12 protein-coding genes and 1 other RNA gene are annotated in these 15,986 nt (G+C 56.1%); 7 read left to right on the top strand and 6 right to left on the bottom strand.

From position 1 onward, the window contains the following. Positions 1-31: 31 nt before the first annotated feature. Positions 32-691 carry a winged helix-turn-helix transcriptional regulator gene (locus IM290_RS01330; protein ID WP_193041968.1) on the top strand — a complete coding sequence of 220 codons (660 nt, stop codon included), beginning with the start codon at positions 32-34 and terminating at the stop codon, positions 689-691. A 77-nt stretch (positions 692-768) separates the two neighbouring features. Next, positions 769-1,398, top strand: a complete 630-nt coding sequence (locus tag IM290_RS01325; RefSeq protein ID WP_193041967.1) for a helix-turn-helix domain-containing protein — start codon at positions 769-771, stop codon at positions 1,396-1,398. 46 nt (positions 1,399-1,444) lie between these two features. Here the strand turns inward: IM290_RS01325 and IM290_RS01320 are convergent, their stop codons facing one another. The 3 genes from IM290_RS01320 to IM290_RS01310 all read right to left on the bottom strand — a co-directional run bounded on the left by IM290_RS01320 (position 1,445) and on the right by IM290_RS01310 (position 5,188). Further along, complete coding sequence (locus IM290_RS01320; protein WP_003857766.1) at positions 1,445-1,639, bottom strand: YdiH family protein; 195 nt, start codon at positions 1,637-1,639, stop codon at positions 1,445-1,447. A gap of 85 nt (positions 1,640-1,724) precedes the next feature. Then, positions 1,725-2,135 carry a 1,4-dihydroxy-2-naphthoyl-CoA hydrolase gene (gene menI, locus IM290_RS01315; protein ID WP_015570720.1) on the bottom strand — a complete coding sequence of 137 codons (411 nt, stop codon included), beginning with the start codon at positions 2,133-2,135 and terminating at the stop codon, positions 1,725-1,727. Then, positions 2,132-5,188: an FAD-binding and (Fe-S)-binding domain-containing protein gene (locus IM290_RS01310; protein WP_096205815.1), complete on the bottom strand. Its 3,057-nt coding sequence runs from the start codon at positions 5,186-5,188 to the stop codon at positions 2,132-2,134. The genes menI and IM290_RS01310 overlap by 4 nt, the downstream gene beginning before the upstream one ends. A gap of 199 nt (positions 5,189-5,387) precedes the next feature. Between IM290_RS01310 and ydiK the strand changes: the two genes are divergently transcribed. Then, positions 5,388-6,503 carry an AI-2E family transporter YdiK gene (gene ydiK / locus IM290_RS01305; protein ID WP_015570721.1) on the top strand — a complete coding sequence of 372 codons (1,116 nt, stop codon included), beginning with the start codon at positions 5,388-5,390 and terminating at the stop codon, positions 6,501-6,503. 209 nt (positions 6,504-6,712) lie between these two features. Further along, an RNA gene (gene rprA, locus IM290_RS01300) (antisense sRNA RprA) lies at positions 6,713-6,820 on the top strand. Positions 6,821-6,825: 5 nt separating this feature from the next. Here the strand turns inward: rprA and IM290_RS01295 are convergent. From IM290_RS01295 to ppsA, 3 genes are all read right to left on the bottom strand, one after another. Further along, on the bottom strand, positions 6,826-9,201 hold the full coding sequence (locus tag IM290_RS01295) for a glycoside hydrolase family 3 N-terminal domain-containing protein (protein WP_193041966.1): 2,376 nt from the start codon (positions 9,199-9,201) through the stop codon (positions 6,826-6,828). 3 nt (positions 9,202-9,204) lie between these two features. Continuing rightward, positions 9,205-10,605: an MFS transporter gene (locus IM290_RS01290; protein WP_032648070.1), complete on the bottom strand. Its 1,401-nt coding sequence runs from the start codon at positions 10,603-10,605 to the stop codon at positions 9,205-9,207. 234 nt (positions 10,606-10,839) lie between these two features. Beyond that, on the bottom strand, positions 10,840-13,218 hold the full coding sequence (gene ppsA / locus IM290_RS01285) for a phosphoenolpyruvate synthase (RefSeq protein WP_193041965.1): 2,379 nt from the start codon (positions 13,216-13,218) through the stop codon (positions 10,840-10,842). A 335-nt stretch (positions 13,219-13,553) separates the two neighbouring features. On the opposite strand from ppsA, the gene ppsR reads away from it, so the two are divergent. The 3 genes from ppsR to hemP all read left to right on the top strand — a co-directional run bounded on the left by ppsR (position 13,554) and on the right by hemP (position 15,982). Next, a complete protein-coding gene (gene ppsR, locus IM290_RS01280; protein WP_017384644.1) occupies positions 13,554-14,387 on the top strand; it encodes a posphoenolpyruvate synthetase regulatory kinase/phosphorylase PpsR in 834 nt (277 codons plus the stop codon). A gap of 150 nt (positions 14,388-14,537) precedes the next feature. Beyond that, a complete protein-coding gene (aroH, locus tag IM290_RS01275; RefSeq protein WP_045338440.1) occupies positions 14,538-15,584 on the top strand; it encodes a 3-deoxy-7-phosphoheptulonate synthase AroH in 1,047 nt (348 codons plus the stop codon). Between the two features lie 209 nt (positions 15,585-15,793). Further along, a complete protein-coding gene (gene hemP / locus IM290_RS01270; protein ID WP_015570723.1) occupies positions 15,794-15,982 on the top strand; it encodes a hemin uptake protein HemP in 189 nt (62 codons plus the stop codon). The last annotated feature ends 4 nt before the right edge of the window (positions 15,983-15,986 follow it).

Genomic DNA, 15,986 nt, shown 5'->3' with positions numbered 1-15,986 from the left:
AAAATGATCGCATCAGTCAGTGAGGTCTCACATGAATACCCGATTCGCGCCTGAGTCAGAAATTGATAAGTCAACAGTGCTCGGCGCTAAGCCTTTTAAGCACATTGAAAAAATAATCGATAATGTTTTGCCGCATGCGGAGAGAGGCATTATTGCCAGAGGAGAAATTATCCATTATTGCTCCGGCGATACCCGTCAATGCTTTTTACTGTTGCATGGCAGCGTGGCGTTGCACCGTCGCGGGGACGGTATCGTCTTAAATTCTGAATCCGCGCCATTTCTACTCGGCGTGAGCAGCCAGTTATCGTCTGAACACCTGTACGTCAGAGCGCTGGAAACCTCAGAGGTGGCCAGCGTTTCGCTGTCGTGTTTCAATCATGTTGTCGCACAACAGAATTTATGGGAGCACTTCTCAAACCTGCTGATCTATACCGCATCGCGCGTCTACGAACATTGCGCCCAGATATCGCAAATGTCGGCTTATGACATTATCCGCTTTCAACTGGTTGAGTTGATGCAGGAGCCGGAAGCCATAAGACAAAACATTACCGCCGCGGCCTATATCAAAAGCCGCACCTATCTTTCACGCAGCGGCATTATGCGGATCCTCGCGGAGTTGCGGACGGGGAAATACATCACCATGGAGCGTGGCGTACTAGTTGAGATCCATCACTTACCTCGTAAGTACTGAGGCTGTATTTATCTCTGGAGAAGGTGGAAAAGAAGAGCGACACTATAGAGAGTACAGTCTCTTTTCAGGTTAACGCCATGTCTTCTGACAAACCATCGCATCGCGGCTCTCCCTATGCTCAGGAACTGATTTCTCATTTACAGGCACACTGCGCCACGCATAAAACCGATCCCGGCGAGCAACTTGATCTCCAGGTTGACGGGCAGAGCATGTGTTATTTAATTCTTGATGGCACGGTCGCCATATACAGAAGAAGCGACGACATGATGCTTTCGACGGCGCGCAGTCCCGCCCTGTTTGGCCTCGCTAACCTGACGGACATTTATTTTAATGACTACCTCCGAACGGTTACGCCTTGCCTGATTGGTGTGCTCACGACCGATCGAGTGGCTGAAATTATCAAAGAGAAGGCGCTGTGGGGGCTGCTTTCTAATCATCTGATGTTTGTCTATAACCGCCTCTATCACAACGTCATGCCGAAAGGCGCGCCAACCGCGTACGAGATGATTCGCCAGCAGCTCGTGCTGCTGATGCAGGAAGATGACAGCTACCGACGCAGCGTGACGGCGGAAAGGTATATCAGGGATAAAACCCAGCTTTCCCGCAGCGGCGTAATGCGGATCCTGGCTGACCTGAAAACGGGCGGGTTCATCGAAATGGAAGAAGGCCGGCTGATTAAAATTAACAAACTGCCTGCCAGATACTGAATGTCAGACACAAAAAAGGCCGCGCTTGCGGCCTTTTCTTCACTGCTTAATGGACGTGAACGCCCAACCGCCAGGCAAAGTAGATCTCTTCTTTCAGTTCGTTTGAAGAGAGCGCCAGCAAATCCGTAAATTCCAGCTCAAGCTGTTTCAGCTTTTTCAGGTACTGCGCGGGAGACAGATTGCTTTTATCGCGACGTAAATATTCAATTGCCAGCTGTGTTGGGGTTATTTCAGTATCCATGATGTCCTCGCTTATGTTCAAAACGTGACCAGTATATCACAATCAGGCGGCTAATTTTTGACCAAAAGCAAGACATCCGGAAACTTTACACAACGGCCGTCGTCAGCCTGGATGAACAACACAGGCGATCCTGCTCGTCCAGAATATCAATCTGCCATACCTGATGACGGCTTCCGGCATGCAGCGCCCGGCAGACGCCGCGCACGCGCCCGCTGCGAACAGAGCGGATGTGGTTGGCATTGACCTCCAGACCCACCACCTTCTGCTCTCCTTCCGTACAAAGGTAGCCCGCCACCGACCCCAGCGTTTCGGCCAGCACGACGGACGCGCCGCCGTGCAACAGGCCAAACGGTTGATGAGTGCGGCTGTCTACTGGCATCGTCGCTTCCAGTTCGTTGTCGCCAATGCGCGTGAACTGGATGTCCAGCAAACCGACCATGTTCTCCGCGCCCATGGCATTTAAGGCCTCCAGGGTGACCGCACGTTTCCAGATCATCCGATAATCTCCAGTAAAGCCTGCAATGGATGGCGGACGCCGTTACCTTCCACCCGTTTCACCTGGCTGCGGCAGGAGTAGCCCGTCGCAAGACAGCGGTTGCGTGGCAGGCGCTGCATCGCCTGATGCCACGACAGCTCGTAAATGCCGAGCGAATTAGCGTGGTTTTTGACTTCATGGCCGTAGGTTCCGGCCATACCGCAGCAGCCCACGTTAACGCTTTCCAGCTTCGCGCCAAACCGGGCGAAGATAGAAGCCCACTGGGCAGGCGCCGTGGGCAGCGCCGTCACTTCGGTGCAGTGCCCAAACAGGTACCAGGCTTCTCCACTCACCTCCTGAGAGGGCGTTTGCGTCAGCACCGCAGGCAGCCACTCGTGTACCAGTAAGACCTGAAAATCACCGCGCTTATCGCCGAGCGTCTGCTTATATTCATCCCGGTAACAGAGCACCAGCGCAGGATCGACGCCCACCATCGGCATGCCGAGCTGCGCCACGCGATTCAGAAAATCTGAAGTTTTCTGCGCGGTTTTCGCAAAGCGGGTGAGGAAGCCTTTAATGTGCTGCGCCTTGCCGTTCGGCGAGAACGGCAGCACCACCGGCTGGTAGCCGATTTTCTCGGCCAGTCGGACAAAATCGGCCACCACCTGGGCATCGTAATAGCTGGTAAACGGATCCTGCACCACCAGCACCACCTTCGCTTTCTGCTCAGGGCTTAATGCTTCCAGTTGTTCCAGGGTCATGTTCGCCGAGCGGTGCCCCACCAGCCGACGCTGGAGCGATGGCACCGACAGCAGCGGCAGGTCCACCATGCCGATATGTTTTTCAGACAGTTTGCGCACCAGCGGCTGGTTGATAAAGAAGTTAAAGGTTTTTGGCGCACGGGCCATCAGCGGCGCGTAACTCTCCACCGTCGCCACCAGATGATCGCGCATCGGGCGCAGATAACGCGTGTGGTACAGCTGTAGGAAGCGGGAACGGAATTCCGGTACGTCAATTTTAATCGGGCACTGGGTTGAACACGCCTTGCACGCCAGGCAGCCGGACATCGCCTCTTTCACCTCATGCGAGAAATCGTATTCACCTTTGTTCGCATGCCAGCTGTTGCGGGTGCGTTCGATAAGCCCGCGCAGGCTGGCGCGTTTTTCCGGCAGCTCCTGTTCCAGCTTGAGCGGGTCAACGCCGCGGTCGGCCAGCAGGCGCAGCCATTCGCGCACCAGCGTGGCACGCCCTTTCGGGGAATGAATGCGGTTGCTGGTGATTTTCATCGACGGACACATCGGGCTTTTCACATCGAAGTTGAAGCACAGCCCGTTGCCGTTGCACTCCATCGCGCCGCGCCAGGAAGCGCGTACCGCAATCGGAATTTGTCGGTCATAGGTGCCGCGCTTGACGGCGTCCACCTGCAACATCGGCGCATCGATGCCCTCCGGCGGGCAGATTTTTCCCGGGTTGAGGCGGTTATCAGGATCAAAAGCGGCTTTCACCTTACGCAGCTCGGCGTAAAGTTGTTCGCCAAAAAACGCCGGGCTGTACTCGGCGCGGAATCCTTTGCCGTGCTCGCCCCATAACAAGCCGCCGTATTTGGCCGTGAGGGCCACGACCTCGTCGGAGATCTCCTTCATCAGGATCTCCTGCTGCGGGTCGCACATGTCCAGCGCCGGGCGCACGTGCAGCACACCCGCGTCCACGTGCCCGAACATGCCATAGCTCAGACCATGGCTGTCGAGCAGCGCGCGAAACTCCACAATATAATCAGCAAGGTGTTCCGGCGGCACGCAGGTATCTTCCGCAAACGGAATCGGCTTCGCCGCCCCTTTCGCGTTGCCGAGCAGCCCCACCGCTTTTTTACGCATCGCGTAGATTCGCTCGATGCCGGAGAGATCGTTACACAGCTGCCAGCCAATGACGCCGCCTTCCCCCTGGGCAATCAGCTCGTCCAGACGCTGGCAGAGCGTGCTTACCTGGCTCTCAATCAGCTCTGCGTCATCCCCGGCGAACTCGACGATGTTCAGGCCGAGCATCTCTTTATCCGGCACGTCGGTAATCAGTTCGCTCACCGAATGCCAGACGATATCTTCCCGGGCCAGGTTCAGAACTTTTGAATCGACGGTTTCCACCGACAGCGCCCGCGCCTCCACCATAAACGGTGCATTACGCAGCGCGGAGTCAAAGGAGTTGTATTTGACATTCACCAGACGGCGCACCTTTGGCAACCGGGTGATATCCAGACGCGCTTCGGTGATGAAGGCCAGCGTCCCTTCTGACCCGGTCAGTACGCGGGTAAGATCGAACTGGCTCAGATCGTCATTAAAGACATGGCGCAGATCGTAGCCCGTCAGGAAGCGGTTGAGCTTCGGGAATTTGTTGAGGATCAGTTCGCGATTTTCGCGGCAGCGCTCCAGCACGGTACGATAAATCCGTCCGCTGGTGGTGCTCTCTTTTGCCAGCGTTTCGGCCAGCTCGATCGGCATCGGTTGGGTATCGAGGATATCGCCCCCCAGCAGCACCGCCCGCACACCCATAACGTGATCGGAGGTTTTGCCGTAGACCAGCGAGCCCTGCCCCGAGGCATCGGTGTTGATCATCCCGCCAATGGTCGCGCGGTTACTGGTGGAAAGCTCTGGCGCAAAAAAATAGCCGTAAGGTTTCAAAAACTGATTCAGCTGATCTTTGATCACCCCCGCTTCCACTCGCACCCACCCCTCTTCCGGGTTGATCTCAATGATGCGGTTCATATAGCGGGACATATCAATGATGATGCCCTGGTTCAGCGCCTGCCCGTTGGTACCCGTCCCGCCGCCGCGTGGGGTAAAGACCAGGGTGCTGAAACGCTCCTGCGACGCCAGACGGGCGATGAGCGCCACATCGGCGGTAGAGCGCGGGAAAACGACGGCATCGGGAAGAAGCTGGTAAATACTGTTATCGGTCGCCATCGTCAGCCTGTCGGCATAATCGGTGGCGGTGTCACCTGTAAAACCCTGTTGCTCCAGTGCCTGCAAAAAATTAAGCACCAGCTGAACGACGCCCGGTGCCTGAGAAATCTGTGGGATCATTGCTGTCGACCCTAATGAGAATAGTGTGAAATCGTTTGCGTTGTGTCTGGAAAGTTTTATCACATTTTTTTCTTATGTGCTTCGTAGAATTACGGGCAAAATCCGCCTGTCAAAAATCGCTGAAATCACTAATGATTAGAGAGATGCGGTTTATATTCCCATCAGCCTTGCTGGTGTTCATTTAAGGAAAGTTTCGTTTATGGTCAATCTTCGTCAGCCCAGGGATGTCGCGCAGATACTGCTGTCGGTGCTGTTCTTAGCCATTATGATTATTGCGTGTCTGTGGATTGTTCGTCCTTTCGTGCTCGGATTTGCCTGGGCCGCGACCGTCGTCGTCGCGACCTGGCCTTTACTCTTACGTTTGCAGAAACTGCTGTTTGGTCGCCGCGGCCTGGCCGTGCTGGTGATGACGCTGCTGTTGTTCCTGCTGTTTATTATTCCCATTGCACTGCTGGTTAACAGCCTGGTTGACAGTAGCGGCCCGGTTATTCGCGCGGTCACCAGCGGTGATATGACGCTGCCGGATCTCGCGTGGCTGAACAGCATTCCTGTTGTGGGCGCAAAACTGTACAGCGGCTGGCACAGCCTGCTGGAGATGGGCGGTAGCGCGCTGATGGCCAAAGTACGTCCGTACATCGGCACAACCACCACCTGGTTTGTGGGGCAGGCTGCGCACATTGGTCGCTTCATGATGCACTGTACGTTGATGCTGGTCTTCAGCGCCCTGCTGTACTGGCGCGGCGAGCAGGTTGCGCTGGGGGTACGTCATTTCGCCACCCGACTGGCAGGTAAACGCGGCGATGCGGCCGTGCTGCTGGCAGCCCAGGCCGTCCGCGCGGTAGCGCTCGGCGTGGTGGTCACAGCGCTGGTGCAGGCTGTACTTGGCGGAATCGGGCTGGCAATTTCCGGCGTACCTTATGCCACCATTTTCACCGTCGTCATGCTGATGACCTGTCTGGCTCAGCTCGGTCCGCTGCTGGTGCTGGTTCCCTGCATTATCTGGCTTTACTGGACGGGGGACACGACCTGGGGCACGGTGCTACTGGTCTGGAGTTGCGTGGTGGGCACCATGGATAACGTGATCCGTCCCCTCCTCATCCGCATGGGCGCTGACCTGCCGCTGATTCTGATCCTGTCCGGGGTGATAGGGGGGTTAATTGCCTTCGGCATGATTGGCCTGTTCATCGGTCCGGTGCTGCTTGCGGTAACCTGGCGTCTCTTCTCCGCCTGGGTGCATGAAGTGCCGCCGCCGGGAACCGACCCTGACGTCATCTTAAGCGAACTTGAAGAACTGGAAGATAAGAACGCGCAGTAAGAACGTAGGCCGGGTGGCGCTAACGCTTACCCGGCCTACACTCTCCACAGCAATACTTAAACGTTGCTAAACTATTTATTCTCTGTGCACTGGTCAGACCCGCCTTTTCCTGCCTAAAACCGTCATTCTCTTCAAGAAATCTTTACCTGCCTTTAACTATTGAGACGAATCCGATCGACTCAAAATACTGGCATGCCTACTATTAAGACACGGTTATAAATCAACACCTTGATTTATAAGCATGGAAATCCCCTGAGTGAAACAACGAATTGCTGTGTGTAGTCTTTGCCCATCTCCCACGATGGGCTTTTTTTTATCTTTTTTACGCCCGTGTAATGTCACAGCGGCTGAGCATGCGCCATTCCCCCGCCAGCTCCCGCGTCTCCCCGGTTACCAGAACGTTCACCACCTCGCGTATATCCGCCGAGGACGCGCCAACCTGTAGCTCAAATTCCCCTGGCTCGACAATCCGCTTCCCGTCCCGGCGGGTGAAATTAAACATCTCCACCGGCAGGGTAAAGGTCAGCGTGGCGGTTTCTCCCGGTGAAAGCGTAACGCGCTGGAACGCTTTCAGCTCCTGAAGCGGACGCACCTGCGTGGCGACTTTATCGCGTACGTACACCTGTACCACTTCGCTGCCGCTGCGCTCGCCGGTGTTGGTGATATCGACGCTTAACGCCACCTCTCCGTCGATCGGGACGCAGCTTTCCGCCAGGCGGGCCGCGCCCCAGCGAAACTGCGTCCAGCCGAGACCGTAACCGAACGGGTAAAGTGCGCCGAAATGGAACGCAAACGGCGTGCCGCCGCTTTTCAGCTTGTGGTTATAGTAGTACGGCATCGCCCCGGCGTTTTTCGGCACGCTCACTACCAGCCTGCCCTGCGGCTCCGCGCGGCCGGTTAAGACATCGGCAATCGCCCAGCCCCCTTCCTGCCCCGGCGCCCAGGCCATCATCAGCGCGGCCACCTTCTCTTCCAGCCCCTGAAGGTTATAAGGACGCCCACCCGTCATGACGACAATCACTGGCTTACCGGTTGCCACCAGCGCCTCCAGCAGCTGTTGCTGCACGCCCGGCAGATCCAGCGAATCGGTATCCGAACCTTCCCCCACGGTGCCGCTCTGGAATAGTCCGGCGAGGTCGCCCACGCAGGTCACCACCACGTCACTCTCTTTTGCCGCGCTCACGGCGTCGGGGATCAGATCCGTGCGTTGTGAAACCGGCGATTGCTGCATCGGTTTACCGCCGCTGTCGCCCGGGAACACCGGCGCGCCCGCCATCCGTTTTTCGATAATGTGGCACCCTTTGGCGTAACGTATCAGCGATGCACCAAGGTACTGTTCCAGCGCCGCGCGCGGGGTGGTCACCTGCGAAGTCTCTTCAACCATATCGCTGATAATCAGGTGAACCGGGAAGCTGTAGCCGCTCAGTAACGCCAGTGGATCGTCCGCCGTCGGCCCCACTACCGCTACACGGGGTTTTCCGCCGAGGGGCAAAATGCCGTTATTTTCCAGCAGCGTGATCGATTTTGTTGCCACCTCGCGCGCCACCTGCCGGGTCGCCTCATTCTGCAAATCGATACCGTCTTCGTCGGCGTACGGTTTTTCAAACAGCCCAAGACGGAATTTTTCACTGAGCACGCGCGCCACAATCTCATCCACTTTCGCCATTGAGATAAGCCCACACTCTACCGCTTCAGCCAGATGACGCGCGCAGTCATCCTTCGGCAGTTCCACGTCCAGCCCGGCGTTAAACGCCAGCGCCGCCGATTGTGCTGGATCGTGAGAAATCCCGTGGTGCTGGTGCAGCAGGCTGACGCCGCCGTAATCCGCCACGATAATGCCGTCGAAGCCCCACTGTTCACGCAGCACGGTGGTGAGCAGAAAATGGTCGCTGTGCCCTGGCTGATTATCAATGTCGTGATAGGCTGGCATCACCGAACCGGCGTTGGCCAGCTTTACCGCCATCTCAAACGGCAGCAGGAAGGTATCGTTAAGCTCGCTGAAACCGAGATGGACCGGCGCATGATTGCGCGCCCCTTCGCTGAAGGAGTGGCCGACGTAATGTTTCAGGGTCGCCAGCAGATCGCGCTTATCGCCCTGCAACCCCTTCACGTACGCCGTCGCCATCACCCCTACCAGCCACGGATCTTCCCCAAAGGTCTCTTCCGTCCGTCCCCAGCGCACATCGCGCGAGACATCCAGCACCGGGGCCAGCCCCTGCTGGCACCCGACGGATCGGGCCTCTTTGCCAATCTGCTCCGCCGCCCGCTGCACCAGCGCCGGGTCCCAGGTAGAACCGTAGTTCAGCGACGACGGGAACAGCATTGCATCTTTGCACAGCAGCCCTACCAGACACTCTTCATGAAACAGCGCCGGAATGCCGAGCCGGGTCTCCTCCATCATCATGCGTTGCAGGCGGTTGGCGGCACGCACGCCGGTTTTTGCATCAACAATGTGCGTACCGAGCGGGCGGGTGATCTGCCCGACGCCCAGCTTCAGCCTTTCGCTGAGGGACGCCTGTTCACTCACGCCGGCGAATTCATCGCTCAGATCGCTGCGTTCGCGGTGGTTGCCGTGTTCATCAAGGATCAGCCAGTACGCGTGCATCTGGGCAAATTTCTCTTCCGGCGTCATACGCGCCAGTAAATCAGCGACACGCTCGTGTACGGAACGTCCCGCGTCCTTGTAGATCGCAGTCATGGTTTACTCCTGTAGTGCGGATTGGGTTGCCGGGCTGAGCTGCCCCGTATCGTTTCGACTATCGCGTTTGCTGGCCAGCTCGCGGGCGATGCTGTCCACCAGTCGGCTGTTAAGTTTGTAGATGGCAAGGAGCGCCACCATGCAGAGGAACAGCGCGCAGGGGATCAGGGTGAACAGGGCATTGATGGTTGCGAGAACGTGAGGCGCCTGGTTTGCCTGACCCGGCGCGTAATCCACCATGCCAAGCACCCAACCGACCACCGCCCCGCCCAGCGCCAGCCCAAATTTGATGGCAAACAGGGCGGTAGAAAAGACCAGCCCGTCAAGGCGGCGGCCGCTACGGTGTTCTTCGTAGTCCACCACATCGGAGAACATGGTCCATTGCAGCGGCGTGGTCAGGTTCTGAATAAAACTAAACACAATATTCAGACCGAATATCAGCCACACCTGTGAAGGCGGAATGAAGAAAATCAGCGCGCCAAAAATAACGAAAGAAATAATGGTCCACTGATAGGCACGCACCCGGTCAAATTTCCCCAGCAGACGTTCAGATAATAATGCGCCGCTTAAGGAGGCCACCATGCCGGAAACAATAAAGGCAAAAACCAGTTCCGGACGTAACAGAACATAGTTAACGTAATACATGGTCGCAGAGCCACGCGTCACGACGGCGGTTAACAGTAAAATATTAAACAGAAAAACAATTCGCCACTGGCTATTGGCGGCCAGCAGTTTTAAATCCGTCAGCATCGAGCCGGAGGTGTCATTGCGCGGCGAGTAACGCTCCCGGGTCATAAAGAAGCAGCAGAAGAATAAAACAATACCCAGCAGCCCCATCAGGCTCATGGCATAGAAATAGCCTTTTTGCACATTCCCCTGGCCTAATAATGAGACCAGCGGCAGCGCGATGACCGTTACAATCAACCCGCCGATAAACGACAGGCCAAAGCGCCAGGATTGCAGCGAGTGGCGTTCGCGCGGGTCGAGCGTCAGCGCACCGGGCATGGCACAGTAAGGGACGTTAATCGCGGAATAGATCAGGCTCAGGATGGCATAGGTTACGCAGGCATAAACAATTTTTGCCGTCGCCCCGGCATCCGGGACGTAGAAGGTAATCAGGCAGCTCACGCCAAACGGAATGGCAAACCAGAGCAGCCAGGGACGAAAACGACCGTGGCGGGTCTGAGTGCGGTCCACCAGCGCGCCAATGCACGGGTCGACAAACGCATCGACCACGCGCACCACTAAAAACATGGTGCCCATAATGGCGGCAGGCAAACCGAATACGTCCGTATAGAAATAAGCGAGAAATAACGTTGCCGTTTGCCAGACCAGCGCGCTGGCCATATCGCCGAGGCCATAACCTATTTTATCTTTGGTACGTAATACAGAGGAGATTGTCATTGTTATTTGCCTTTTTATCAGGTTAAAACGTATTTCAACCAGTCGCGCATCATCCCGACGGATGTACGCGGTAAGGCTCAAGTATTAGCAACGCCCTGCCCGCTAACAATTGTCTAAATTAACAGATAAATTATGATATTTGGTTTTTTGCTTTATTTGTGATGGCGAGCATATTCGCAGGAAAATAAAAAAGGCGAGGACAGATATCCTCGCCTTTTTCAGGTTGTGCAGGTTTTACTTGTTCAGCTCTGCCAGGCTCAGCCAGGTCTGCACCACGGTGTCCGGGTTCAGGGAGAGGCTATCAATCCCCTCATCCATCAGCCAGGCCGCAAAGTCTTCATGGTCAGAAGGACCCTGGCCGCAAATCCCGACATATTTACTCTGTTTCTTCGCCGCGCGGATGGCCATGGAGAGCAGCGCTTTCACCGCCTCGTTACGCTCATCGAACAGCTCAGAGACGACGCCGGAGTCGCGGTCCAGGCCGAGCGCCAGCTGCGTCATGTCATTCGAGCCAATGGAGAAGCCGTCGAAGTGCTCCAGGAACTGCTCGGCCAGCAGGGCGTTGGACGGAATTTCACACATCATGATGATCTTCAGCCCGTTCTCGCCGCGCTTCAGCCCCTGACGCGCCAGCTCATCAACCACCGCCTTCGCCTGATCCACGGTACGGACGAACGGGATCATGATTTCCACGTTGGTCAGCCCCATGTCGTTGCGCACGCGTTTTACCGCCTCGCACTCCAGCGCGAAGCAGTCGCGGAAGCTTTCCGACACGTAGCGCCCGGCGCCGCGGAAGCCCAGCATCGGGTTCTCTTCTTCCGGCTCGTAGCGTTCGCCGCCCACCAGGTTGGCGTATTCGTTGGACTTAAAGTCCGACAGACGCACGATCACGCGTTTCGGGTAGAAGGCCGCGCCGAGCGTGGCGATCCCTTCCGTCAGACGACCCACATAGAACTCTCTCGGCGAGTCGTAACCCTTCATCATCTCGCGGATTTCGTTTTGCAGTTTTGCGTCCTGGTCGTCGAACTCCAGCAGCGCACGCGGGTGCACCCCGATCATACGGTTAATAATAAATTCCAGACGCGCCAGGCCCACGCCTTCGTTCGGCAGGCAGGCGAAGTCAAACGCGCGGTCCGGGTTACCGACGTTCATCATGATCTTCAGCGGCAGGTCCGGCATGGTATCCACGCTGGAACTTTTCACGCTGAAGTCGAGGATATCGGCATACACGTAGCCGGTATCGCCTTCGGCACAGGAGACCGTCACCTTCTGGTCGTCCTTCATGCGCTCGGTGGCATCACCGCAGCCGACTACCGCCGGGATCCCCAGCTCACGGGCGATAATAGCCGCGTGACAGGTACGGCCGCCGCGGTTGGTGACGATGGCAGCCGCTTTTTTCATGATCGGTTCCCAGTCCGGGTCGGTCATATCGGTCACCAGCACGTCGCCGGGCTGAATGCGGTTCATCTCGCTGATGTCGTGGATCACTTTCACCGGACCGGCACCGATGCGGTGACCAATTGCGCGGCCTTCCGCGACAATTTTGCCCTGCGCGTGCAGGGTGTAGCGCTCCATGACCTGACCGCGTGAACGTACGGTTTCCGGACGCGCCTGCACGATAAACAGCTTGCCGGTGTGTCCGTCTTTCGCCCACTCGATGTCCATTGGACGGCCATAGTGTTTTTCAATCTGCACCGCCTGCTTCGCCAGCTCTTCCACTTCGGCGTCGGTCAGTGAGAAGCGATCCCGTTGCTCCTGCGGCACATCTTCAATGGTGACCTGCTTGCCATGCTCTTGCGTCGGAGCATAGATCATGCGGATTTTTTTCGAGCCCATGGTGCGACGTACCACTGCCGGACGGTTAGCCGCCAGCGTAGGCTTGTGAACGTAGAATTCGTCAGGGTTTACCGCCCCCTGCACCACCATCTCGCCCAGACCCCACGCGGAGGTGATAAACACCACCTGGTCGAAGCCGGATTCAGTGTCGATAGAGAACATCACGCCGGAAGAGCCTACGTCCGAGCGCACCATGCGCTGCACGCCGGCGGAAAGCGCGACGCCGCGATGGTCGTAGCCCTGGTGCACGCGATAGGAGATGGCGCGGTCATTAAACAGGGAAGCAAACACGTGCTTCACCGCCACCAGCACCGCATCGTAACCCTGAACGTTCAGGAAGGTTTCCTGCTGTCCGGCGAACGAGGCATCGGGCATATCTTCTGCGGTTGCAGAAGAACGCACGGCAAAGGAGGCCTGCGCATCGTCAGCGGAGAGCTGGTTGTAGGCGTCGTGAATGGCTTTTTCCAGTTCCGGCTGGAAAGGTGTGTCGATGATCCACTGGCGGATTTGCGCGCCGGCTTTGGCAAGCTCGGTGACATCATCAATATCCGTTTTATCCAGCAGGTCGTAAATGCGCTGGTTTACACCGCTCTGGTCTAAAAACAGGTTAAACGCATCGGCGGTTGTGGCAAACCCGTTAGGTACGGAGACACCCATACCGGACAGATTTGTAATCATTTCACCCAGGGAGGCATTTTTGCCCCCAACTCTGTCTACATCATTCATGCCGAGTTGGTTATACCAAAGCACCAGCGGTGACGAGCCATTGTTGGACATCGAAACAATCCTTTTGTGATATTTGATCGGAGTAAGAAACACCTGACTACGTATTTATACTGGCATATTTATTTCCGCTAAAAAAACGGTGAATCGTGTAAGCAATTTAAATTTTCAACTTTTCGGACAGTTTCCCGGCACTCGCTAACCCGATGATTCCTATAGATTCCGGCAAAAACCATAGAAATAAAGCCGCTATTCGAAAAATGAAATCCACTTTTCAGGAAAATCAAAAACACCATTTCATTTTAAATTCAGATAAGTTCTTTGCTGTGAAATTAACTTTTTTAATTTATGCTTTCAGGCAATTACGTACGCTATTCAGGGTGGATAAAATGGATAATGCTGTCGATCGCCACGTTTTTTATATTTCTGATGGGACGGCGATAACCGCCGAGGTGCTGGGACACGCGGTGATGTCGCAGTTTCCGGTATCGATAAACAGCATCACGTTGCCGTTCGTGGAAAATGAGAGCCGGGCCAAAGCGGTCAAGGACCAGATCGACGCCATTTACCAGCAGACCGGCGTTCGTCCGCTGGTGTTCTATTCCATTGTGATCCCTGAGATCCGCAACATCATTTTGCAAAGCGAGGGCTTCTGTCAGGACATCGTGCAGGCGCTGGTTGCTCCCTTGCAAAGCGAGCTGAAGCTCGACCCGACGCCGATCGCCCACCGTACCCACGGGTTGAACCCCGGCAACCTGACCAAATACGATGCGCGTATTGCCGCCATTGACTACACCCTGGCGCACGACGACGGGATCTCGCTACGCAATCTCGACCAGGCGCAGGTGATTTTGCTCGGCGTGTCGCGCTGCGGTAAAACCCCCACCAGCCTTTACCTGGCCATGCAGTTTGGCATTCGCGCCGCCAACTACCCCTTTATTGCCGATGATATGGATAACCTGGTGCTGCCCGCCGCGCTCAAGCCGCTCCAGCATAAGCTGTTTGGGCTGACCATCAACCCGGAACGACTGGCAGCGATCCGCGAAGAACGTCGCGAGAACAGCCGCTACGCCTCGATGCGCCAGTGCCGAATGGAAGTCTCCGAAGTCGAAGCGCTGTACCGGAAAAATCAAATTCCCTGGCTGAACAGTACCAACTATTCAGTAGAAGAAATTGCCACCAAAATCCTCGATATCATGGGGCTGAATCGCCGCATGTACTAATATGCTAGTACATTATTCCGGTTTCAGTTATTATTACGCCATCCTCGGGGCGACGTGCCCCGAACTTGAAATCAGCAGGGATTGGTTTAAGGTGATGCCCATCACTTCCCGGTAGTCTGCCGATGAAGCAAAAAATTTCTGAGACATTCCATGAATAAAACCGACGAACTGCGCACCGCGCGCATTGATAGCCTGGTCACACCGGCTGAACTGGCCCGGCTGCATCCCGTTTCCGCCGAGGTGGCGGACCATGTTACGGCCTCCCGTCGCCGCATCGAAAAAATTCTCAATGGTGAAGACAAACGTCTTCTGGTGGTGATTGGCCCCTGCTCCATTCACGATCTGGACGCGGCAATGGATTATGCACAACGCCTTCAGACGCTGCGCAGCACGTATCAGGATCGCCTGGAGATCGTGATGCGTACCTACTTTGAAAAGCCCCGTACCGTCGTGGGCTGGAAAGGATTGATTTCCGATCCCGATCTGAACGGTAGCTACCGGGTGAATCACGGTATTACGCTGGCGCGCAAGCTGCTGTTACAGGTTAACGAGCTGGGCGTGCCAACTGCCACCGAATTTCTGGATATGGTGACCGGACAGTTTATTGCCGACCTCATTAGCTGGGGCGCGATTGGCGCACGTACCACCGAAAGCCAGATCCACCGTGAAATGGCGTCGGCGCTCTCCTGCCCGGTGGGCTTCAAAAACGGAACGGACGGCAATACCCGAATTGCCGTAGATGCCATCCGCGCGTCACGCGCCAGCCATATGTTCCTCTCCCCGGATAAAAACGGCCAGATGACCATCTACCAGACCAGCGGCAACCCGTTCGGACATATCATTATGCGTGGCGGTAAAAAACCGAATTACCATGCAGAAGATATTGCCGCCGCCTGCGAAACGCTGGCGGAATTTGACCTGCCGGAGCATCTGGTGGTGGATTTCAGCCACGGCAACTGTCAGAAACAGCACCGCCGCCAGCTGGACGTCTGCGAGGAAGTTTGCCAGCAGATCCGCAGCGGCTCGACCGCCATTGCAGGAATTATGGCGGAGAGTTTTATCAAAGAAGGCACGCAGAAGATCGTCGCCGGACAGCAAATGGTCTACGGCCAGTCAATCACCGACCCGTGCCTGAGCTGGGAAGACAGCGAGCTGCTGCTGGAGAAGCTGGCTTCAGCCGTGGACACACGCTTTTAAAATCCTGCCGGGTGACGCTGCGCTTACCCGGCCTACGGTACGTGCCCTTCTCCCTCTACTCTTGGGAGAGGGGCGGGGTGAGGGCATCAGACCGCACCTCTCCCCCAAATTTGATCCCGTCACACAATTTTCACAAAAACGCTTGCCGTGAATTTGCAGTTTATTGATAATGATTATCATTGTTACATTGATTGTTATTTATAAACATTATGTCACCTACCGATAACAGCGCGGCAACGCCAACAAAAACACACACAGCACCGTCCCCTGCTCCCACCGATCGCCGAATCGACAGCAAAAGCCTGTTGGGTGAGGAGGGACGGGTCATTATCGAGCATGACGGCCAGCACTACCTGCTGCGCCAGACCAATGCCGGAAAACTGATCCTGACTAAATAAACCA

Source organism: Enterobacter cloacae complex sp. S1, assembly GCF_014930525.1.
GTDB classification, from domain to species: Bacteria; Pseudomonadota; Gammaproteobacteria; order Enterobacterales; family Enterobacteriaceae; genus Enterobacter; species Enterobacter hormaechei_C.
Note: the sequence above shows the minus strand (reverse complement) of the source record. Positions and strands in the feature narration are given on the sequence as shown.